Genomic DNA, 19676 nt, shown 5'->3' on the forward strand with positions numbered 1-19676 from the left:
GTCACGACAGCGGCAGCTCCGCCCACACCGTCTTGCCCTCGGCGGCGAGGTGCGTGCCCCAGCGGCGTTGCGACAGGTGGTCGACCATGACCAGGCCCCGGCCCCGGAACGCGCCGAGGCGGGACGCGCCGGCCACCGGCAGGAGCTCAGGGCTGCCGTCGTCCACTTCGATCAGCAGGGAATCGCTGTCCCGCGACCGCCGCACGCGCAGCTGGCGAGGCGCCCGCGCGTGGTCGTAGGCGTTGGACACCAGTTCCGTGCAGATCAGCATCAAGTCCTGCAGCACGTCCTCGGCGAGTTCGGCGAGCACGGTCGCGAGCCACTGCCGGATCTGGGCCAGCGGCGCGACCGGTGTGGTCAGGTCCACGCTCACCCTGGCGGCGAGCGTGTTCTCCGACGAGGTCATGTGACCGTCCCCCAGGACACCCGGGCCGCCCCGCCTGTTCGAAACGGCCTCGGTGCGTCGGGGTACCCCGACCGACCCGAACGCACACATCGAGGCGCGGCCGTCGCGCCGAGCACATGCCGCGCTACGGATCGTGATCTACCCTTGCTTTCCGTGACAGAGGAGACGGTTCCGGTGGACGACCCGGTGGCGGTGCTGCGCGTGGCGGTGGACTCCGCCGTGCAGGCGGTGCTGCGCCTGGACCCCCGCCACGCCGACGCCCGGCAGGAGATCGACCGCGTGCTCGCCGGGTTCGCCACCGCCACCGCCCCGGTGCGGGACCGCCTGCTGGAACTGGCGGCGCTGACGCCGAACGGCCCGGTGTCGACCGCGCTCGGGTTCCTCCGCGACGCCGGCGACCAGGCCGCCGGCGGTGATGTCCAGGCCGCGCGCGTCTTCCTGCTCGCCGGCCGCACCGCCCTGTTCCGCCTCGCGCGGGCCGGCCCGACCGACGGCTGATCCACGCGGTCAGCCGGACCGGCCCCCGGTCCACGTCTCCGCGCCGGACAGGGTGTCGCGCGCCAGTTGCTCCAGCACGTCGGACATCCGTCCCGCACGGGCGAAGGCGCGCCGCTGCCGCTCCGCACCGCCGCCGTCGCTGTCCAGGGTGGACAGCAGCCGGCGGACCAGGGCGGGCTCGTCGAGCTGGTCCTCGACGCGGTGCACGAGCCGGTCCAGCAGCAGCCGCGCGGGCACCAGCCGGCCGGACAGCACGTCCAGGGACAGTCCCGCGAGGCCGTCGCGCGCGGCCCGCCACGTGGCGGCGCGCAGCACCTCCGTCGGCACCGGCGGGGCCGTCAGCCCTCGCCGGAGGTCGGCCAGCGCCGTGCGCACGAGGCCGTGCACCAGCGCGGCCAGCAGCACCGCTTCGTCCACGGTGGCCGCGACGTCGGCGACCCGCACCTCCACGGTCGGCAGGTGCGCGGACGGCCGGACGTCCCAGTAGATCATCCGCCGGTCGCGGGCCGACCCGGCGGCGAGCAGCATGTCGCAGGTGGCCTCGTAGTGCGCCGCCGACTCGAAGTACGGCGGCGGCCCGCCGCTCGGCCAGCGCGACCAGACCATCGAGCGCCAGCTCGCGTAGCCGGTGTCCGCGCCGTTGACGAAGGGCGAGTTCGCGGTCACCGCCCCGAGCACCGGCAGCCACGGCCGCAGGTGGTTGCACACCTGCACCGCCGTCTCCAGGTCCGGCACGGCCACGTGCACGTGGCAACCGCAGATGGACTGCTCGGCGGCGAGCAGCCGGTAGTCCTCGGTGAGCCCGCGGTAGCGATCGCGGTCGGTGGTCGGCCCCGCCGTCGCGCCCACCGGCGGCGTGCCGACGGCCAGCAGCCCGAAGCCGAGCGTGCGGGCGATCTCGACGGCCACCATCCGGAGCCCGGTCAGCTGCCGGTGCACGTCGGCGAGGTCGTGGCACACCGGGGTGCGGGTCTCCACCTGGGACTGGAGGAGTTCGACGTCGAGTTCGACGCCGAACCGCCGCTGGGCCGCCTCGACCACCTCCGCGCCGTGCGGCGCGGGTTCGCCCGTGCGGGCGTCGACCAGCAGGAACTCCTCTTCGACTCCGAGCGTCGGAGTCGCCACGCCCGCCAGACTGCCCACCGCGGCCCTCCGATGGCTGTTCGGCCCAGGGGCTGTGGGATACCCCCGCCCGGGCCGGCCAACCCGCCCCGGGATCGGCCCGAGCCTGAGCCAATGGTCCGATCAGGTGAACCACCGCTGGACCGCTCAAGTCAACGGGCTCTGGTGCCGAAGAGGGCAGTGAGCGCCGGAGTCCGCTACACGGACCCGGCGCTTCGTCGTGCTCGGCTGCGGCCTGCCGCCGAGCGTGGAGCATCGACCATTCCGGCTCCACACCTCTCGCTCCGTCGACTCCTGTGGCCAATCTGGTGCCACGCCGGTGCTTCTACGGCAATCGCCATCCGAGACCGCAGCGGAGATCAGGGCATCCGGAGCATCGACAAGTTTGTTGGAGCAGATCGAAACCTTGGGTCACCGCGTCCGCTCGTCGTGCGGTGTCGCCGTCTCCACCACCCTGTCTCGAAGGAGAGCCCTGGTGATCATCAATTCAGGCCGCGTGAGAGTGCGGTCGGCGGTGCTCGCGTTCGTGGTCAGCTCGAGCTGCTCGACCTCGTGCGCGGCCTCGGCCTGACCACGATCGCGGCCCTGCACGACCTCGACCACGCCACCGCCTGCTGCGACCGGCTGGTTCTGCTCCACACGGGACGGGTGGTGGGCGCCGGGACGCCGCGGGACGTGCTCACCGCCGAGCGCGTCACCGCCGTGTTCGGGGTGCGCGGCGCGATCGTGGCGCACCCGTTGACCGGCCGACCGCACTTCGTCACCGCGTCCGTGACCGGCGACCCGCCGGCAGCCCGGTGACGTTCCACCCGCGTGGAGGGCGGGGAGTCCCGTTCTCGCCCTCCACGCGGTGTCGCCGGTTCCAGGAGCCCATCCGACATCCAGGTAGTCGGACGTGATCACCCCGTGGTTCCCGGTGATCGCCGTCCGCCGCCCTTCCGCACCGGAGGACATCGAGCCATGACGAGTTCCCGGCCCCACGACGAGACGAACGTCCTTTCCGGCGAGCGCCGACCCGAGTCGGGTCCGGTGATCGGCGTCCTGCGCTACGACGGCTTCAGCCTGCTCGACCCCACCGGCCCGACCGAGGTGCTGTCGCGGGTACCCGGCGCCACCACCCTGATGATCGCCGAGGAAGGGGGCCGGTGCGCACCGACACCGCGAGCACGGCCGTTGTCGCGGACCGCTCGATCGACGAGACGGACGCGCTGGACGTCCTGGGTGGGAACGAGCGGGGCGTGGTGGCGGCGATGGAGAGCCGGGCGCTGCCGGACTGGATCCGACGAGTGCACGAGCGCACCACGTGGACGACTTCGGCGTGACCTACCTGCCGCAGCGGTCCGTGCGCTCGGACCGGATCATCACCGCCGCGGGCGTGTCGGCAGGCATCGACGGCGCTGTACGTGGCGTCCCTGCTCACCGACGACCTCACGGCGAGGGCGATCCAGCCGGCCATCGAGTACGACCCGGAACCGCCCTTCGCCGCGGGCGACGCCGTGCGCGCCGACCCGGGACTCGGGGAACTGGCGATGCGGCTGATCGCCGAGTCACAGGTCTGACGAGCGGTGGTCCCGATGTGGGGATCAGTGTTCGGGTCGGTAGCCGCGCAACCGCAGGCTGTTCGCCACCACCAGCACCGAGGACAGCGACATCGCCGCTCCCGCGATGAGCGGGTTGAGCAGCCCGAACGCGGCCAACGGGAGGGCGGCGGCGTTGTAGCCGAACGCCCACACCAGGTTGCCGCGGATCGTGCCCAGGGTGCGGTTGGCCAGTTCCACGGCGTCGGGCACGGCGTGCAGGTCGTCGCGGACGAGGATGACGTCGGCGGCGTGGGCGGCGACGTCGCTGCCGCGCGCCATCGCCATGCCGAGGTCGGCGGCGGCGAGGGCGGGGCCGTCGTTGACGCCGTCGCCGACCATCGCGACCCGCTGCCCGGCGGCGCGCAACGCCTCGACGGCGGCGACCTTGTCCGCCGGACGGACATCGGCCAGGACGTCGGTGATGCCGACCTCGTCGGCGACCGCCCGTGCCGCCGAGAGGCCGTCGCCGGTCAGCAGCACGGTCTTCAGCCCCAGGGCGTGCAGGCGGGCGACGGCGTCGGCGGCGGACGGCCGCACGGTGTCGCGCACGGCGATGCCGCCCACCACCTCGCCCGCGCGGGCGACGAGCACGCCAGTCGCCGCCGCGAGGTCGTCCAGCCACCGGTGGGCCCGCAACGGCACGGTGATGCCCAGTTCGGTCATCAGCGCGGCCGTGCCCACGACCACCGGGATGCCGTCCACCTCGCCGCGCGCGCCCGCGCCGACCAGCGCTTCGAAGCCGGTCACGGTCGGCAGCGCGTCGCCCGCCGCCGCGACGACGGCCGACGCCACGGGGTGTTCGGAGGCCGCTTCCACCGCGCCGGCCCAGCGCAGCACCTCGCGGTCGACCGCTTCGCCGAACGCCGCGGTCACCACGACGGACATCCGTCCGGTGGTGACGGTGCCGGTCTTGTCCAGCACGACGGTGTCCACCGCGCGGGTGGCCTCCAGCGCCTCCGGTCCCTTGACCAGCACGCCCAGTTGAGCCGCGCGGGCCACCCCGACCATCAGCGCCGTCGGGGTGGCCAGGCCCAGCGCGCACGGGCAGGCGATGATCAGCACCGCGACCGCCGCCGTGAACGCCTCCCGCGCATCGTGGCCGGTGATCAGCCACCCGCCCAGCGTCAGCGCCGCGAGCACCAGCACGACCGGCACGAACACCGCGCACACCCGGTCCACCAGCCGCTGCACGGCGGCCTTGCGCTGAGCGGCCTGCTCGGCCAGCGCGCTCATCTGCGCCAGTTGGGTGTTCGCCCCGACCTCGGTCGCACGCACCACCAGCCGTCCCGCCCTGTTGACCGTGCCGCCGACCACGCGGTCGCCGGGGCCGACGTCGGCCGGGACGGACTCTCCGGTGATCGCCGCGATGTCCAGCGCGGACGTGCCGTCGGTGACCACGCCGTCGGCGGGCAGCGCCTCGCCCGGTCGTACGACGAACTCCTCGCCGACCCGCAGCAGCGCGGCGGGGACCCGTTCCTCCACGCCGTCGCGCAGCACGTGGGCGTCCCTGGCGGCCAACCCGGCCAGGGCGGTGAGCAGCCCGACGGCGTTGCGCCGCGAGCGGGTCTCGAAGTACCGCCCGGCCAACAGGAATGTGGTCACCCCGGCGGCCACGTCGAGGTAGACGGCGTCCGCGCCCTCCGCGGTGACGCCGAATCCGAGCCAGTAGCCGGGGCCCGACGCGCCGGCCGCCAGGGACCACACCGCCCAGCCGAACGAGGCCAGCACGCCCAGCGAGACGAGGGTGTCCATGCTGGAGGACCCGTGGCGCAGGTTGCGCAGCGCGGCCCGGTGGAACGGCCAGGCGGAGTAGGCCACCACCGGCAGCGCCAGCAGCACGCACAGCAGCTCCCAGCCGGTGAACCGCAACGACGGGACAAGGGCCAGGGTGATCGACAAGTTGCCCAGCGGGATCGCGAGCACTGCGGCGACCACGAGCCTGCGGCGCAGGTCGGACACGGCGGCGGTGTGCGCGGCGCGGTCGTCTTCGGCGCGGTGGCGTACTCGCGCGTCGTAGCCGGCCTCGCGCACCGCTTCGACCGCGTCTTGCGCGGCCAGCCCGGTGGGCAGGTGGACGATCGCGCGTTCGGTGGCGTAGTTGACCGAGGCTCGCACCCCGTCGAGCCTGTTGAGCTTGCGCTCGATCCGCCCGGCGCAGGCCGCGCAGGTCATGCCGGACACGGCCAGTTCGACCGGCGCGTCCGCGGTGGTGGTCATCTCGTGGTTCTCCTCAGTCCCGGCGACCGGCGAGGTCGGCGAGCATGGCGTTGTAGGCGGCGATCCGGCCGTCCTCGTCGCTGTCGAGGTGGCGGTCGAGCCGGGTGGCCTCGCGGCGGTCGGCGGCGGCCCACTGGCGCAGCAGGGCGATCACCACGACCAGCATCGGCAGCTCCCCGGCGGTCCAGGCGATGCCCCCGCCGAGCCGTTGGTCGGTCAGCAGGTCCGGCACCCAGGGCAGCGACAGGTGCCGGTAGTAGGTCTCGGCGATCACGTTCCGGGTGTTCATCAGGATCACGCCGAAGAAGGCGTGGAAGGGCATGACGGAGAACAGCAGGCCCAGCCGTGCCAGGTGCGGCAGCGGGCGGGGTGCCCGGTCCACGCCGATGACCAGCCAGTAGAAGACGTAGCCGGACACCAGGAAGTGCAGGTTCATCACCTGGTGCGCCCAGTGGTAGCGCATGGCCTCGCCGAACAGGTCGGAGAAGTACAGCAGGGAGAACGACGCGACGAACACCACCGCCGCGACCACCGGGTGCGTGACGACCCGGGCCGCGCGACTGTGCACGAGCGCCACCAGCCACGTCCTCGGCCCGGGCGGCAGTGCGCGCAGGGCCAGGGTGAGCGGGCCGCCGAGGACCAGCAGCACCGGGCCGAGCATGTTCAGCGCCATGTGGGAGACCATGTGCAGGCTGAACGTGCCCGGCGCGAACCGGCCCAGGCCGGACGAGGTCACCACCAGCACCACCGCGCACCCCGCCGACCACGCCACCGCGCGCCCGACCGGCCACCCGTCGCCCCGGCTCCGCAACCGGCACACCCCCACGAGGTATGCGACGGCCAGTAGCAGCGCGCCCACGCCGAGCACGAGGTCGGGCCGCCAGCCGAGCAGCAGACCCGTAATGGACGGCGGGTCGGGCAGTGCGTAGCCGAGCACGGTCTCCTGCACAGTCGGCCGGGCCACCAGCCAGGCGGGCGGTACCAGGTGCGTCAGCCCCACCGACGCGCCCACGGCCACCCCCAGCACCACCAGTTCCGCACCCAGTGGGCGGGACGCACCCCACCGGCGGCGCAGCAGCGGCACGACGGCGCACACCGCGACCTTGACCGCCAGCAGCAGCCCGTACCCCGACCACAGGCCACCCAGGCCGGCCGTCACCAGGCCCACCACCGCACCGCTGAGCACCAACACCACCAGGCACACCGTGCTCAGCCGGTGGTAGCGGCGCAGCACCCGCTCTCGGCGCTCCGCTCCCGGCCGCCGCAGGAACGCGCGCAGCGCCACCAGGGCGCCGACCCACACGGCTCCGGCGGGCACGTGCCACACCACCGCGTCCGTCGCCAGGTCGTGCCACGCGCCCACCGACACGTGCCCGGCCACCACCGGCGGCAGCAACCCCACCACGCCCACCGCGAACCACAGCACCGCCACCGGCCACGTCAAGGTCGAACGCGCGCCGACCGCCACCACCGACGCGACGACCGCCGAGCACAACCACGCCTTCGGCTCCTCCGTCGCCGCGACCAACTCACCCGGGTGCGCCCACACCACACCCGGCGGCTGCCCCGAGGCGTCACCGGCCGCCAACGGCACCGCCACCACCGAGGCCACCGCCCACGCGGTCGCCGCCCCGGCTGCGACCCGGACCGCGGCGTAGGCGTCCGCGGTCAGCCCTCGCGCGCGGCCGGCCGGCACGACGAACACGGCGAAGGCCAGCGCACCGACCGCCACCACCGCCCCCGCCTCGGCGGTGAACCGGACCAAGCCGAACAGCCACGACGCCGTGCGTCCGGGATCGGTGTCGCCGAGCACCCCGTGCACATCACCCGCCGCCAGGACGACGAACGTGACGCACGACACCGCGATGCCCACTGAGAGCACGGCTGCCCTGTCAACCCTCACGACTACACCGGTCGGGCGAAGGAGGCGCGGAGTTCCCGGAACTACTCCGATCGTCATCCGACTAACTGGACGAGAAGCCGTCCCCGATCAGAAGCGACGTGTCGATGTCACGCACAAGCCGCCAGAAGAGCCGCAACATCATGGCCGCCCGGCGCGGGCCTTCCCTCAACGTCATCCTCACCGGAGCCGTGGTCCTCGTCGCGGTCCTGGTGATCGGCGGGGTGCTGGTGTTCAACCGGTCCGATGAGGACGGCGCCGCGTCGAACGCGGCGCTGTTCCCAGCGGGCGCGCACACCCTGTCCAGGGTGGAGGGCGACAAGGTCACACTGGTGGAGTTCCTGGACTTCCAGTGTCCGGCCTGCTCCTCGTACTACACCGGCATCACCAAGAAGCTGGAGCAGGACTACCGGGGACGCATCACGTTCGTGGTCCGCAACTTCCCGCTGGAGATGCACCCGCTCGCGGTGCCTGCCGCGCGCGCCGCCGAGGCCGCCGCCAAGCAGGGCAAGTACGCCGAGATGTACCACGCCCTCTACGACAACTTCGACCAGTGGGCCGTGGCCGGCCAGTCGACCAGCTCCGACGTTCGCCGTGCGACCGCGGAGTTCGACAAGTACGCCACCGCCGCCGGCCTGGACTTGGAGCGCTTCCGCACGGACGTGGCCTCGCCGGAGGTCCAGGCGATCATCGACCGGGACGTCGCCGACGGGACGAAGGCCGGTGTGAACAGCACGCCGACGCTCTTCCTCGACGGGGAGGAGTTCCACCCCACCGGGCGCACCGTCGCCGACATCGACCGCGAGCTGCGGGCGAAGATCGACGCGGCGCTGGCCGGATGAGCCGCCGACTCGCCTGGCTCCACGTCGTCGGCGGTGGCCTCGGCCTGGTCGCCGCCGCGGCGCTGACGCTGGAGAAGATCGCCAAGCTGCGCGACCCCGCCCACATCCCCACGTGCTCGCTCAACCCGGTCATCTCGTGCGGGTCGGTCATGGACAGCCCGCAGGCGGAGGCGTTCGGCTTCCCCAACCCGCTGATCGGCATCGCGGCGTTCGCCGTCGTGGTCACCACGGGCGTCGCGGTGCTGGCGGGCTTCGAACCGCCGCGCTGGTACCGGATCGCGCTCAACGCCGGCACCGCGTTCGGGTTCGCGTTCGTGCACTGGCTGATCGTCGCGAGCCTGTACGACATCCACGCCCTGTGCCCCTACTGCCTGGTCGTGTGGATCGTCACCATCCCGCTGTTCTGGTACACCACTTTGGACACCTGGCCCGCGCTCGCACCGCTGCGCCGCCTGCACAGCGCGGTCCTGGCCTTCTGGTACGTGCTGATCGCCGGCCTGGTGCTGCACGCCTTCTGGGACTACTGGAGCAACCTGCTGTGACGGTGTCGTGACGATCGGGTGCGCAGCGAGGCTCACCCCACGTCGGTGGCCTCGTCGCCCGCGGAGCGGAGCAGGTCGTCGCGGGCGCGGGCGACCCGGGAGCGGATGGTGCCGACCGGGCAGCCGACGACCTCCGCGGCCTCTGCGTAGGGCAGGCCCAGGATCTGGGTGAGCACCAGGGCTTCGCGGCGGTCGGGGTCCAGGGCGTCGAGCAGCATGTTGAGCTCGACGACGTCCTCGAAGCCGGTGTCGACCGCCTTGCGGTCGGCCTCCTGCGCCCAGTCCGCGCCCGAGGACAGCCGGGGGCGGGACTGGGCCATGCGGACCTGGTCGACCACGACGCGGCGGGCGATGACCAGCAACCAGGTGCGGGCCGAGGAGCGGCCGGCGAAGCGCCGCAAGCTCGGCAAGGCGCGGGCATAGGTCTCCTGCGCCAGGTCGTCCGCCAGGTCGACGTCGGCCAGGTGGGCGACGAAGCGCCACACGTCCCGCTGGGTGGCGCGCACGAAGCGCTCCAGGGCGTCTCGGTCGCCGGAACGAGCGTCGAGAGCGCAGCGCGTCACCTCGTCGTCGAAGTCTGTCACGATTCCGAATCGTAACCGCACGGTGTCGGGAACTCGTGAACCGAATGGAGCGACTACTGGTGTGTGGACTGCCAATCCTGCCGTGAAGCGCTCTCGGCCCGCCTGGACGGCGAGACCGAGCCCGTACCCGCCGCCGACACGGACGCGCATCTGGCACAGTGCACCGCCTGCACCCACTGGCAGGCGAGCGCACAGGCTCTGACCAGGACCATCCGCGTCCGGCCCGTCGGGCCGGAGCCGGACCTGGTCGACGCTGTGCTGGCCGCCGCCCCACCCCGCCACACCGCCCTGACCCCACGGCTGGCCCTGGCCGCGGTCGCCATCGTCCAGCTGTGGCTCGCCCTGGCCCAGTTGCTCGCCGGCGCCACCGGCGGGCACGGCGGGCACGGGCTCTCCACCCACCTGTTCAACGAGGGCGCGGCGTGGAACCTCGCGCTGGGCATCGGTCTGCTGGTCGCCGCCGTGAACGCGCACCGCGCCGCCGGGCTGCTGCCGACCTTGGGCGGGTTCGTCGCCGTGCTGCTGGTCTTCTCCGTCAGCGACCTGCTCGACGGCACCGCAACAGCCACCCGAGTCGTGTCCCACCTGCCCCTGGTGGCCGGTCTGGTCCTGCTCTACCTCGTCGCCCGAGCCCACCGGGAGCCGACTCCGGGCACACCCGCCAAGCACGAGCACGACGACCTCCACCACCACGACCACAGTGGTGACGAAGCCGCTCCGAGCCCTGGCGTGCGTCACGGGAAACCGCGTCACCTGCGACCCACCGCCCACCACCGACGAGCCGCCTGACCCACGGACACGCCGACTTCCACCGCCCCCGGCGTCGCACACCGCCGCGATCACCCGAGCCGGCCGGGCACCCCTTCGCCCGGCCGGCCCGGGCCTCCCCGAGACATCGACCGACCACCGCGGTCGTGGCATCTGGTGCTCCGGTAGGAGGCCGTCCCCAGTGCGACCGGGTTGCCGCTGCCAAGCCGCCGATCACTCCCGCCGACGGGGCCGGGGCCCGGAGCAAGCACGGTGTTGCGCGGTCGACCTCCGCCTCGGGCCGTCAGCCGTGCACCCGGACCAGGGGGATGATGCCGCCGGCGGCGGCTTGGGCGCGGTGCAGGGCGAGTTCGGCGGTGGGGCCTTCGGCGAGCACGATGCCGGTGCAGGAGCGCTGGTCGGTCAGGTGCTCCAGCAGGTCGCCGGGGCTCGCGGTCGGGTACCACTCGGGGTTTCCGGGCAGGTCGGACAGGCGGTCGAGCCCGGTCCAGCCCTCCAGCGTCCCCGGCCGGCGGGGGTAGAGCGCCACGAACCCGGTCGCGGGGCCGCCGTTGGCCGCGCCGTCGAGCAGGTCGGGTCGCTCGCCGAGGGCGATCCGGACCATCGCGTCGTAGACGTTGGTGCCCAGTGCCCGGCAGAGGGCTTCGCCGACGAGGGCGCCGCCGATGCGGGCGTTGATCTCGACCACCTCGGGACCGGCGGTGGTGAGGACGAACTCGGTGTGCGCGAAGCCGTTTTCGTGTCCGGCGGCTTTGAGCACGTGGCCGATCCAGTCATCCAGTTCGGCGAGGTCGGCCTCGGGGAAGGCGATCGGGAACGCGGACGCCTCCTCGCGGCGCGCGGGTTCGGGGGAGAGCACGCGGCTGAGCACGCCCAGCAGTCGGGTCCGGCCTCGCCAGGAGAGGGTTTCGGCGCTGTAGAGGGGGCCTTCGAAGTACGGTTCGGCGGTCAGAACGCCCTTGAGCGGGATGTCCGCGGCTTCGCGGAGGGCGGCGTCGCGCTCTGCGGGGGTGCGGCACACCCAGACCGCCCGGGACGAGGTGCCCGCGGAGTCCTTGACCACCAGCGGGAAGTCCTGCGCTGTCGCGGGGTCGAGCGGCCCGGTGCGGCTGAGGCCGTGTGCGTGCAACCGGGACCGGACAGCGGTCTTGTCCCGCAGCACGCGCACCGCCGCCGGTGACGGTCCGGGCAGGCCGAGGCGGGCGGCCAGGGCCGCGCCGGGCAGTGCCCAGGTGTCGGTGGAGCTGATCAGCCCGGCGAGGTGGGGCAGGTCGCGCACGGCCCGTTCGCAGGTTGTGACGTCGGTGGTGTCGATGTCCACGACCTGCACGTGGTCGCCGTAGCGGGACAGTTCGTGGCGGTAGACCGAGCGGTCACCGGTGAGCAGCACGAGGTCGTGGCCGGCGGCTCGGGCGGCGTCGGCGAGGCGGCCGAGGCCGAAGGTGAGGGCTTCGAGCAGCACGATGGTCACGGCACGGGGTCCTTCCTGGGTTCCCGGGGGCGTTCCCGCACGGGCAGGACCGGTCCGTACGGCCGGCGCGCCCAGTCGATCGCGGCCCACGGCGGGGTCAACTGGTCCAGCGAGCCGATCTCCACCGGCGCGAGCGTGGCGGGGTCGAGGGCCTCGCGGTGGCGGGTGAAGACGCGCTCGGTGTAGCGGTGGCCGGTGTCCGCCCCGATGACCACGTGGGTGCGGTCGGGGTGCCGGGCGGCTTCCCAGACAGCGACCAGGTGGGCCGCGCCGGTGGACAGGCCGGCGAACACGGCGTGGTCGCGCATCAGGCCGATGGTGGCGGCCATGGCGTGCTGGAAGTCCAGCCAGTGGACGCGGTCGTAGAGGTGGTGGTGGACGTTGTCGAAGTGGATGGCGCTGCCGATGCCGGCGATGATGGCGTCGGGGTCGGTGAAGCGCTCGCTGCCGAAGGTGACGCTGCCGAACGGCTGCACGCCCACCAACCGCGTCAGCGGGTCGCGTGCGCGCAGCGCGCGGGTGAGGCCGCCGGTGGAGGCGCCGGTGCCGACGCTGCCCACGACGGTCAGCGCTTCGCCGGGTAACGCGCGGCGCAGCAGGTCGGCCAGTTCGGTGTAGCCGAGGTGGTGGACCGGGTCGTGGTACTGGCGCATCCAGTGCATGTCCGCGTGGCGGGTGAGCAGTTCCCGGACGCGGGCCACCCGGCGACTCTGGTCCAATCGCAGGTCGTCGGAGGGCGGCATCTGGTCCACGGTGACGCCGAGGATCTCCAGTTGGGCGCGCATGGTGTCGTTGACGGTGGTGGAGGCGACGATGTGGCAGCGCAGGCCGTACCGGTGGCAGGCCATCGCCAGGGCGAGGGCGTAGATGCCGCTGGAGCTGTCCACCACCGTCTGCCCCGGACGCAGCACCCCGGTCTCGACCAGGTGCCGCACCGCGCCGAGCGCCGCGTAGACCTTCAGGGTTTCGAAGCGGACCAGCACGGTGTTGTGCGTGAGCCGGATGAGCGCCGGGGTCTTGACGGCGTCGGTGACGTGCTCGTGGACCGGTGGCGCCACGGCGTTGTGGTCGAGCACGGTCCTCACCTCCCGGCTGGACGTGGACAGAGGGCTGCTGTCGCCACCGTGGGGACCGTGGTGCGGGTCAGGGTCATGATCGAGCCCTTCCGGGTGTGGGGCGTGTCGTCGAGCGGCGGCGGCGAGGAGGGAGGCGCTACCGTCCGCACGGTGGCGAATCGATTCGGCCGGCCCACCGGCCGCACCGCCCCCAGTCCTACTGGTCGTCTGCGGGGTGTCGCTGGTTCCCCGGCCCGTGGGATTCGGCTGCGGTGACTCGGGAACTCTCCTCCGCCGCGGAACGACCAGTTCTGCGCCGGGCTCGTGGACCAGCCGGTGCGGAAGGCGACAGGAGCACGGAGGCCGTGCGTGGACTGGGGCGGTTGATGGGTGCTGGGATGCCTCCCCGCGAGGGGATCCGGAAGCGCTTCCCGGGAACCGGGGTGGGGAGCTTCACGGGAGCCCAAGTCGCGTTGCTGGTGGGCGGCTGCCTGGTCAACGTGGGCACTTTCGCGGTCTACCCGTACCTCGCCGTGCTGCTGCGCGACCGGCTGGGGGTCGGGATGACGCAGGTCGGGGTGGTGCTCGGGGCGGCCACGTTGGTGCAGTTCGCCAGTGCGCCGTTCACCGCGGCTTTCGCCGAGCGGATCGGGTTGAAGCGGTGCCTGCTGCTGGCCACGTTCGTGTACGGGCTCGGTGCGGTGACCTACCTGGCCGGGGCCGACGATCCCGCGCTGACGGTGCTCGCGCTGTTCCTGAGCTGCGGCGCCGGGGCGCTGTACTCGCCCGCCTACCGCGGTTACCTGGTGCACTCGGCGACGGTCGAGCAGCGCCCACGACTGCTGTCGTCGGGCAACGCGGCCGGCACCTTGGGCATCGCGCTCGGTCCGGTGGTGGGGGCGTTGTTCCTGCACCAGCCGGGTCGGTTGTTCACGATGACCACCGTGCTCTACGCGGTGCTGATCGTGGCGCACGTCTTCCTGCGCCCCGAACGCACCGCGGAGTCCGCGGTCGAGCCGTTCCGGCGGGTGCTGCGAGGGCTGGCCGGGCTGCCGTTCGCGGTGACCGTGCTGACCCACTACCTGTACATGCAGTTCTACCACTACCTGTCGACCTTCGCGGAAGGCCGCGTGCCCACGGCGGTCTACGGGCTGGTCATGATGGGCTACTCACTCGGTGTGGTGGCGGTGCAGCCGTTAGTGGCGCGGCGGGTTGGTCACGTCGGCTACCCGGTGGCGATGGCCGTCGGCTTCTGCTGCATGGCCCTGGGCATGGTGGCTTTCACCGGTGGCCGGGTGGTCGGTCTGGCGGCGGGTGTGGCAGCGATGGCCGTGGGTACCGCGGTGTTGTTCCTCAAGAACGACCTGGAGGCGTTGGCGGGGTCGACGCGGTCGGCGACGGTGACGTTCGGGCAGCAGCGGTTGGCGGTCGGCGTGGGGGCGTTGCTCAGCGGTGTGGTCGGCGGCGCGGTGTACGGGCGGTTCGAGGGGGCAGGGCTGCTGCCGGGATTCTGGTTGGCGGTGGCCGCGCAGTGCCTGCTGCTGCCGCCGCTGGTCCTGGTGGTGGCGCGCAGGCGGTCCAGGACGGAGTGATGCGGTGGGCAGCGGGACACCGCGGTCCACGATGTCGTCGCCGCCACCTTCTGAACCCCTGCGGGACTAGGAAGTCGTCGTGGGCTTCTCGTACACGGTGATGTAGTTGCCCTCGGCGCGGAACGGCTCACTCCAGGGTCTGGTTGCGCTGGTAGCGGGCGACGTCGGGCATCGGGCACTCCAGCACGAACCCGGCCGCCGGGCAACAGGCGGTTCGCGGCGTTGGCGAAGCAGCGCACCTGTTCTTCCTGGTCCTGGAGGAAGAAGGTGGAGTACACGACGAACACCATGGAGAACAGGTCGTCGGTGCCGTCGTCGACGTCGGCCATGTCGCCGATGACGACGGGGATGCGGTCGCCGCCGGGTTTGGCGCGCATGCGGGCCACCATCGCCTCCGCGGCGTCCACACCTCTGAGGTCGACGCCCAGCGCGGCCAGCGGGATCGTCACCCGCCCGGTGCCCACCGCGAGTTCGAACACCGGCCCGGTCGGGCCTTCCCCGACGAGTTCGGCCAGGCCGCGCACCGCGTCGGCGGTGTCCTCCCGAGGGCCGTTTCCAGAGGTGACCGGAGCGACGCAAGCCCGTGCGTGTCGCATGGCCACGGCACGCCCAACAGGTCGGTCGGCTGATCGGTGAAGTTCCCGGCTCGTGCGGAATCGTCGCGGCCTGTGTGTTTCCGCGATCTCGGGAACCGGATGGCGATGCGGCACGACTTCTACGGTGGTGGCCGGTTTCCGGCGGTCCGAGCTGGAGGAACAGGGTGCGCGGTGTCGAGTAGTGGCACGGGTGTCGAAGACGTGGTCGGAGACGAGGCCGTCGCGACGCGACCTGGAACCGGGGTGCGTCGGCGCGCCGGGTACGTGGCGGGGCTGTTCGGGCTGCTGGTCCTCCTGCTGCTGGGCGCGGTGGTGGTCCTCATCGCGCAGGGTTCGATCGCCATCCCGATCGGCGAGGTCCTGCGCGTGCTGACCGGTCAGGACGCGGAGTCCGCGGTCAACCGCACGATCGTGCTGGACGCGCGGTTGCCGAAGGTGGTGGCCGGGTTGTTGGCCGGGGCGGCGTTGGCGGTGGGCGGCGCGCAGATGCAGACCCTGTTCCGCAACCCGCTGGCCGATCCGTTCGTGCTCGGTGTCAGCTCGGGCGCGATCCTGGGCGCGGCGATCGTCATCCTGGGAACCAGCGGCGTGGGGTGGTTGTCGGGTCTCGGGTTGGTGAGCCAGTTGGGGGTGACCGGCGCGGCCGTGGCCGGGTCCGCCGCCGTGCTGCTGATCGCCCTGGGCATCGCCCGACGGGTGGGCGACCCGGTGGTGGTGCTGGTGGTCGGGGTGATGCTGGGTTACCTGGCCGGCGCCGTGGTGGACATGCTGGTCTACTACACCGACCCGGACCGGTTGCAGGCGTTGGCGACGTTCACCCGCGGTTCGGTGCGCAACGTGACGTGGACCGAGTTGCAGGTCATCGCCGTGTCGTGCGCGGTGGTGCTGGTGCTGTCGGTGTTCCTGGCACAGCCGCTCAACGCGCTGCTGCTCGGCGACCGGTACGCGAGCAGCCTGGGCGTCAACGTCCGCAGGGTGCACTTCCTGTCCTTGGCCGGCGTCGCCGTGCTGTCCGGCATCACCACGGCCTACTGCGGGGCGATCGGGTTCGTCGGCTTGGCCGCTCCGCACCTGGCACGGGGGTTGTTGCGCACCTCGGACCACCGGCTCGTGCTGCCCGCGAGCGCCTTGATCGGGGCGGTGATCGTGCTGGTGGCCGAGTACGTGGCGGGTGGCAACGGGTTGACCCGGACCTCGTTGCCGCTGAACTCGGTGACCGCGTTCGTCGGTGCGCCGGTGATCCTGTGGGTGCTGCTGTCCGGTCGGGCGAGGAGGCAGGCGTGACGACCGAGAACCCCCGACCGGCCTTGCAGGCGGTGGCGCTCGCGGCCGGATATCGGCGGCGCCGCCGTCACCCCGCCGTCACCGTGCTGCGCGACGTGCACCTGGCGGCCCGACCCGGTGAGCTGATCGCGTTGATCGGCCCGAACGGCGCGGGCAAGTCCACCCTGCTGCGCACCCTGGTCGGGGCGCAGCCGCCGCTGGCCGGTCACGTGCTCCTCGACGGCCGCGACCTGACGACCCTGTCGCCGCGGCAGCGGGCGCGGCGGTTGGCGGTCACGCTGACCGAGCCGGTCGACGTGGGGCAGATGAGCGTCGAGGCGGTGGTGGCGCTGGGTCGGATGCCCTACCGGTCCTGGATCGGCCGGGAGAAGGACCGGGACCGCGCCGCGGTGGACCGGGCGCTGGCCGACGCCGGGGTCGCCGACCTGCGCGACCGCCCGTTGACCGACCTGTCCGACGGTGAGCGCCAGCGGGTCATGGTGGCCCGCGCCCTGGCGCAGGAACCCGCGGTGCTGGTGCTGGACGAGCCCACCGCGTTCCTGGACGTGGCCCGCCGCATCGAGTTCGCGGCGATGCTGACCCGGCTCGCCGCGACCGCCGGCGCGGCGGTCGTGCTGTCCACCCACGACCTGGGGTTCGCGCTGCGCCGCGCCGACCAGGTGTGGTTGGTCGGCGGCGACGGCACGGTGACCGCCGGGGCACCCGAGGACCTCGCCTACGGCGACGCGGTGACCCGCACGTTCACCGGCGAGAACATGTCCTTCGACGACGCCGCGGCCACCATCGTCGTCACCGACGACACCGGACCGGGGACCACCGTGCGGGTGGTCGCCGACGGGCGGCTGCGGCAGTGGGCCGAGCACGCCGTGCGCCGCGCCGGCTGGGAACCCACCGCGGACCCGTGCGACCACGTCCTGAGCATCGAGCACGGCACGCCGTGCCGCTGGAACGTCAACGGCGCGCAGGGCGTCGGCTTCGACGCCCTGGTCACCCACCTGCGCGGCCGAACCGCGACGCAGCCCGAGGACGCGCGGACCGGGTAGCGCCCACCGGCCGACACCCGGCTCCGCCATCGCACCCACCACGTACCAGCAGGAGAGCACCACCGTGAAGACACTCATCCGCTCGGCCGTCGCGCTGCTCGCGCTGCCCCTCGCCCTGGCCGGCTGCGGAGGATCGGGCCCCGACGCGTCGGGCGGCCAGACAGGCGCGGACGGTTGCGTCACCGATTACTCCGAGGGCCGCGACTACTTCCCCGACAAGAGCACCGTCACCGAGTCGGAGCTGTGGAAGATCAGCTACCACAACTCCTACAAGACCATCACGCTCGCGGACACCGAGAACGCGGACGGTCCCGAGCTCAAATACGTGCTCTACCAGTGCGGCACACCGCAACCCGAGGCCACCGGCGACCTGGAGGGCGCACTGGTCGTCCAGGTCCCCGTCACGAACGTGTCCGTCACCTCGTTCAACGCGCTGGCCATGGTCGACCGGCTCGGCAAGAACAAGACCATCACCGGTCTGAGCGGCCAGCTGCTGGGCAACGCCGGGAAGGACAAGTGGTACGCCGGGGTGGCCGAGGCCGCGGGCAAGCCGATGTCGATCGGCGAGTACACCGACCTGAACAAGGAAGCCGTGCTCGGCTTGAAGAACCAGGCCATCTTCATGTCGGGGTTCGGCAAGGGCTTCGACGACATCAGCAACGCCCGCGCGGCCGGCATGCCCGGCGTGAGCGTGTCCAACCGGCTGGAGCGCCACGCCCTGGCCTCCGCCGAGTGGATCAAGATGGTGGCGGCCTTCTACAACGCCGAAGCCGCCGCCAACACCGAGTTCGACAGCATCAAGGCCAAGTACGACCAGGTCGTCTCCACCGTCTCCGGCAAGATCGGCAACCGCAAGGCCGGCTACCTGTGCATCGCCCCGGAACGCGGCTGCGAGTTCCTCCACGGCCACGGCGCCGAAACCCTCGTCGGTCGCCTGCTCGCCCAACTCGGGGTGGACAACGTCTTCGCACCCGACAACCCCGCGCCCAACGGCCAGCCGTACGACTTCGAGAAGGCCGTGGGCACCGCGGCCGACGCCGACTTCTTCATCGTCTACGACCCGATGAAGACGACCCGCGACACCCTGGCCGCCGATCCGCGCACGAACCAGTTCCGGCCCTTCCGGGAGAACGCGTTCATCGCCGGGGTCGACGAGAACTTCGAGGAGTGCCGCGCCAAGACCTACCTCGACGTGGACGTGCTCATCCGCGACTTCGCCCTCGGCCTGGCGCCCGACCTGTTCCCGGACGCCAAGGGCACCTGCTTCGCACGCGCCTCCTGAGGCTCCCGGGCCGCCGGCCACCCGTGCCCGGCGGCCCAGGACCCGACATCTCAGGCGCGGGTGCCCCGGACGATCAGCCGACGTGCGTGGTTGTCGTAGGGGGAGCAGTCGAAATCACCGAAGCACTCCACGTCGGTGAACCCGGCCTCCTGGAACAGGGCCCGCAGCTCGGCGGCGCTGTAGAGGGTGGAGTAGAGCGACGTGCGCCGCACCTCGTTCCCGCGCACCCAGGTCCAGTCGCTGCGCAGGCGCGTCCAGTCGTCCAGGACGGTGTCGCGCATGAACACCGTGCCGCCGCCGACGTCCACCGCCTGCGGACGGCCGACCCAGCCGGCGAAGACCTCTTTGCCCAGCACGTCGACCAGCAGCCGACCGCCTGGTGCGAGGCTGGCGCAGGCGTTGCGCAGCACGGCCAGGTTCTCACCGGGGTCGGTGAAGTAGCCGAACGACGTGTACATGTTGATCACCAGGTCGTAGGCGCCCGGCTCGACGTGCTCGCGCATGTCCGCCCGCACCAGCCGAGCCTCGACCTCCGCCTCCGCGCACACCTCGCGGGCCCGCGCCAGCATCGCCTCGCTCAGGTCCACCCCCGTGACCACCACCCCACGTCGGGCCAGCGGCACCAGGTGCGTCGCCGGACCGCACGCCAGGTCCAGCACCCGATCGCCCGGGGTGACCGCGAACAACGGCGAGGTGGACACCACCTGCTCCGCGTCCGCCGCGCGGCGCGGCGGGAACATCACCTCGGCGAACCCCGTCCAGAGATCGTCGTCCTCGTACCAGTCCATGCCGCTCCAAGCCGCGTCGTCCCGGGTGGAATCGCACCGCTCCAGTCCTATGGTCGTCAGCGAGAGCCCGTTGGTTCCCGGTACGGGTGAGCCCAGGTCGGCCGCG

19 protein-coding genes and 1 pseudogene are annotated in these 19676 nt (G+C 72.5%); 11 read left to right on the forward strand and 9 right to left on the reverse strand.

Translation table 11 applies throughout. The features are described from left to right. Window position 1: 1 nt before the first annotated feature. Complete coding sequence (locus EDD40_RS00570; protein ID WP_170184884.1) at window positions 2-406, reverse strand: ATP-binding protein; 405 nt, start codon at window positions 404-406, stop codon at window positions 2-4. A gap of 153 nt (window positions 407-559) precedes the next feature. Between EDD40_RS00570 and EDD40_RS00575 the strand changes: the two genes are divergently transcribed. Continuing rightward, window positions 560-904 (forward strand): hypothetical protein, encoded by a 345-nt coding sequence (locus EDD40_RS00575; protein WP_148088638.1) that lies wholly within the window; start codon window positions 560-562, stop codon window positions 902-904. Between the two features lie 9 nt (window positions 905-913). Here EDD40_RS00575 and EDD40_RS00580 read toward each other — a convergent pair whose 3' ends face one another. Beyond that, on the reverse strand, window positions 914-2029 hold the full coding sequence (locus tag EDD40_RS00580) for a carboxylate-amine ligase (protein ID WP_211348031.1): 1116 nt from the start codon (window positions 2027-2029) through the stop codon (window positions 914-916). Window positions 2030-2578: 549 nt separating this feature from the next. Here EDD40_RS00580 and EDD40_RS00585 point away from each other — a divergent pair. The 3 genes from EDD40_RS00585 (at window position 2579) to EDD40_RS43005 (ending at window position 3585) form a co-directional block, all read left to right on the forward strand. After that, a complete protein-coding gene (locus tag EDD40_RS00585; RefSeq protein WP_246037296.1) occupies window positions 2579-2827 on the forward strand; it encodes an ATP-binding cassette domain-containing protein in 249 nt (82 codons plus the stop codon). Between the two features lie 344 nt (window positions 2828-3171). Then, the gene (locus tag EDD40_RS43000) at window positions 3172-3348 is read left to right on the forward strand and encodes a type 1 glutamine amidotransferase family protein (protein ID WP_246037297.1); all 177 of its coding nucleotides are present in this window, start codon (window positions 3172-3174) and stop codon (window positions 3346-3348) included. Between the two features lie 81 nt (window positions 3349-3429). Further along, window positions 3430-3585: a hypothetical protein gene (locus EDD40_RS43005; protein ID WP_246037298.1), complete on the forward strand. Its 156-nt coding sequence runs from the start codon at window positions 3430-3432 to the stop codon at window positions 3583-3585. Window positions 3586-3609: 24 nt separating this feature from the next. Here EDD40_RS43005 and EDD40_RS00595 read toward each other — a convergent pair whose 3' ends face one another. Both EDD40_RS00595 and EDD40_RS00600 read right to left on the reverse strand, forming a co-directional pair. Beyond that, window positions 3610-5823, reverse strand: a complete 2214-nt coding sequence (locus tag EDD40_RS00595; protein WP_123741149.1) for a heavy metal translocating P-type ATPase — start codon at window positions 5821-5823, stop codon at window positions 3610-3612. Between the two features lie 13 nt (window positions 5824-5836). After that, window positions 5837-7726 (reverse strand): bifunctional copper resistance protein CopD/cytochrome c oxidase assembly protein, encoded by a 1890-nt coding sequence (locus tag EDD40_RS00600; RefSeq protein ID WP_246037299.1) that lies wholly within the window; start codon window positions 7724-7726, stop codon window positions 5837-5839. 104 nt (window positions 7727-7830) lie between these two features. Here EDD40_RS00600 and EDD40_RS00605 point away from each other — a divergent pair, with 104 nt between their 5' ends. Both EDD40_RS00605 and EDD40_RS00610 read left to right on the forward strand, forming a co-directional pair. Further along, window positions 7831-8565 (forward strand): DsbA family protein, encoded by a 735-nt coding sequence (locus tag EDD40_RS00605; RefSeq protein WP_123747645.1) that lies wholly within the window; start codon window positions 7831-7833, stop codon window positions 8563-8565. Continuing rightward, complete coding sequence (locus EDD40_RS00610; RefSeq protein WP_123741151.1) at window positions 8562-9107, forward strand: vitamin K epoxide reductase family protein; 546 nt, start codon at window positions 8562-8564, stop codon at window positions 9105-9107. The genes EDD40_RS00605 and EDD40_RS00610 overlap by 4 nt, the downstream gene beginning before the upstream one ends. Before the next feature lie 32 nt (window positions 9108-9139). Here EDD40_RS00610 and EDD40_RS00615 read toward each other — a convergent pair whose 3' ends face one another. Continuing rightward, complete coding sequence (locus EDD40_RS00615; protein ID WP_246037300.1) at window positions 9140-9691, reverse strand: sigma-70 family RNA polymerase sigma factor; 552 nt, start codon at window positions 9689-9691, stop codon at window positions 9140-9142. A gap of 63 nt (window positions 9692-9754) precedes the next feature. Between EDD40_RS00615 and EDD40_RS00620 the strand changes: the two genes are divergently transcribed. After that, on the forward strand, window positions 9755-10480 hold the full coding sequence (locus EDD40_RS00620) for a zf-HC2 domain-containing protein (RefSeq protein WP_123747647.1): 726 nt from the start codon (window positions 9755-9757) through the stop codon (window positions 10478-10480). Between the two features lie 262 nt (window positions 10481-10742). Here the strand turns inward: EDD40_RS00620 and EDD40_RS00625 are convergent, their stop codons facing one another. Beyond that, entirely contained in the window at window positions 10743-11930 is a 1188-nt protein-coding gene (locus EDD40_RS00625) for an ATP-grasp domain-containing protein (RefSeq protein ID WP_123741152.1), read from the reverse strand. Further along, the gene (locus EDD40_RS00630) at window positions 11927-13006 is read right to left on the reverse strand and encodes a pyridoxal-phosphate dependent enzyme (RefSeq protein ID WP_123741153.1); all 1080 of its coding nucleotides are present in this window, start codon (window positions 13004-13006) and stop codon (window positions 11927-11929) included. The genes EDD40_RS00625 and EDD40_RS00630 overlap by 4 nt, the downstream gene beginning before the upstream one ends. Before the next feature lie 422 nt (window positions 13007-13428). Here EDD40_RS00630 and EDD40_RS00635 point away from each other — a divergent pair, with 422 nt between their 5' ends. Beyond that, window positions 13429-14577, forward strand: a complete 1149-nt coding sequence (locus EDD40_RS00635; RefSeq protein WP_246037301.1) for an MFS transporter — start codon at window positions 13429-13431, stop codon at window positions 14575-14577. A gap of 248 nt (window positions 14578-14825) precedes the next feature. Here the strand turns inward: EDD40_RS00635 and EDD40_RS44685 are convergent. After that, window positions 14826-15173 (reverse strand): annotated as a pseudogene (locus tag EDD40_RS44685) (class I SAM-dependent methyltransferase); the annotation flags it as partial. Window positions 15174-15416: 243 nt separating this feature from the next. Between EDD40_RS44685 and EDD40_RS00645 the strand changes: the two are divergent. The 3 genes from EDD40_RS00645 (at window position 15417) to EDD40_RS00655 (ending at window position 18782) form a co-directional block, all read left to right on the forward strand. Further along, a complete protein-coding gene (locus tag EDD40_RS00645; protein ID WP_211348032.1) occupies window positions 15417-16457 on the forward strand; it encodes a FecCD family ABC transporter permease in 1041 nt (346 codons plus the stop codon). After that, a complete protein-coding gene (locus EDD40_RS00650) occupies window positions 16454-17500 on the forward strand; it encodes an ABC transporter ATP-binding protein (RefSeq protein WP_123741156.1) in 1047 nt (348 codons plus the stop codon). Before EDD40_RS00645 ends, EDD40_RS00650 begins: the two co-directional genes overlap by 4 nt. Window positions 17501-17564: 64 nt before the next feature. After that, window positions 17565-18782: an ABC transporter substrate-binding protein gene (locus EDD40_RS00655; RefSeq protein WP_123741157.1), complete on the forward strand. Its 1218-nt coding sequence runs from the start codon at window positions 17565-17567 to the stop codon at window positions 18780-18782. 50 nt (window positions 18783-18832) lie between these two features. On the opposite strand, the gene EDD40_RS00660 is transcribed toward EDD40_RS00655, so the two are convergent. Further along, the gene (locus tag EDD40_RS00660) at window positions 18833-19570 is read right to left on the reverse strand and encodes a class I SAM-dependent methyltransferase (RefSeq protein WP_123741158.1); all 738 of its coding nucleotides are present in this window, start codon (window positions 19568-19570) and stop codon (window positions 18833-18835) included. Window positions 19571-19676: the final 106 nt, after the last annotated feature.

The sequence above is a fragment of the Saccharothrix texasensis genome, assembly GCF_003752005.1.
Lineage (GTDB): Bacteria > Actinomycetota > Actinomycetes > Mycobacteriales > Pseudonocardiaceae > Actinosynnema > Actinosynnema texasense.